At 69.5% G+C, this 1,732-nt stretch carries 1 protein-coding gene; it reads left to right on the top strand.

Annotated features, from left to right (window positions below; genetic code table 11):
- Positions 1-1,732: amino acid adenylation domain-containing protein (locus ACIBEC_RS47760; RefSeq protein ID WP_396290921.1), on the top strand; the 1,732-nt coding region annotated here is incomplete at both ends.

Here is a 1,732-nt window from a genome sequence, read left to right as displayed (position 1 = left end):
AGCACTTCGAGGCCCAGACCGCCCGCACCCCCGACGCCATCGCCCTCACCGACGGCGACCAGCAGATCACCTACCGCCAGTTGAACGAGCGCGCCAACCGCCTCGCCCACCTCCTCACCGACCACGGCGTCCGCCCCGAAACCCTGGTCGCCGTCCGCCTCGACCGCTCGGCCGAACTGGTCGTCGCCCTACTCGCCGTGCTGAAGGCCGGCGGCGCCTACCTGCCGATCGACCCCGACTACCCCGCCGACCGCGTCGCCTACATGCTCGACGACGCCCAACCGACGCTTCTACTCACCACCGGCAGCGCCGACACCGACATCCCCACCCTCCTCCTCGACCAGGCGGACGTCTCCGCCCTGCCCCGCACCAACCCCGCCACGGCCGTGCTGCCCGCCCACCCCGCCTACGTCATCTACACCTCCGGCTCCACCGGCCGCCCCAAGGGCACCCTCATCCCCCACCACAACGTCCTCACCCTCTTCGCCAACACCGACCACCACTTCGGCTTCGGCCCCCACGACGTGTGGACCTGGTTCCACTCCTACGCCTTCGACTTCTCCGTCTGGGAACTCTGGGGCCCACTCCTGCACGGCGGCCGCCTCGTCATCGTCCCCTTCGAAACCTCCCGCACCCCGCACGCCTTCCTCGACCTCCTCACCCGCGAACACGTCACCATCCTCAACCAGACCCCCTCCGCCTTCTACCAGCTCAACCAAGCCGACGCCGAACACCCCCACCCCCTCGCCCTGCGCTACATCATCTTCGGCGGCGAAGCCCTCGACACCACCAAACTCACCACCTGGCACACCCGCCACCCCGACACACCCCAGCTCGTCAACATGTACGGCATCACCGAAACCACCGTCCACGTCACCCACAAGACACTCCACGCCGCAGGCACCACAGGCACCACAGGCACCACAGGCACCAGCACGGGCGGCACCATCGGCCACGGCATCCCCGGCCTCGACCTCTACGTCCTCGACCACACCCTCCAACCCGTCCCGCCCGGCGTCCCCGGCGACCTCCACATCGCCGGCCACCAACTCGCCCGCGGCTACCTCAACCGACCCGCCCTCACCGCCGAACGCTTCACCGCCTGCCCCTACGGCCAACCCGGCCGCCGCATGTACCGCACCGGCGACATCGTCCGCTGGACCACCCACGGAGAACTCGAATTCGTCGGCCGCGCCGACGAACAAGTCAAAATCCGCGGCTTCCGCATCGAACTCGGCGAAATCGAAGCAGCCCTCACCACCCACCCCGCCATCACCCACGCCACCGTCCTCGTCCGCGAAGACACCCCCGGCGACCAACGCCTCGTCGCCTACACCATCCCCACCCCCGGCACGAACACCCACGAACTCGGCACCTCCGTCCGAGAGTTCCTGCGAGAAACACTCCCCGACTACATGGTCCCGGCCGCCGTCCTCACCCTCGACGCGCTGCCCCTCACCATCAACGGCAAGCTCGACCGCCACGCTCTACCCGCCCCCGACCACACCCGCACCCCCACCACCACCCGCGAACCCGCCAACGAACGTGAAACCACGCTCTGCGCCGCCTTCGCCGAGGTCCTCGGACTCGACACCGTCGGCCCCGACGACAGCTTCTTCGACCTCGGCGGACACTCCCTCCTCGCCACCCGCCTCGCCAGCCGCATCCGCACCACCCTCGGCACCGAACTCCCCCTGCGCACCCTCTTCGAAGCACCCACCCCCGCCGCCCT

Source organism: Kitasatospora sp. NPDC051164, assembly GCF_044455625.1.
Taxonomy (GTDB): Bacteria; Actinomycetota; Actinomycetes; order Streptomycetales; family Streptomycetaceae; genus Kitasatospora.
The sequence above is the reverse complement of the archived record's forward strand: the minus strand, read 5'-3'. Positions and strand labels throughout refer to the sequence as shown.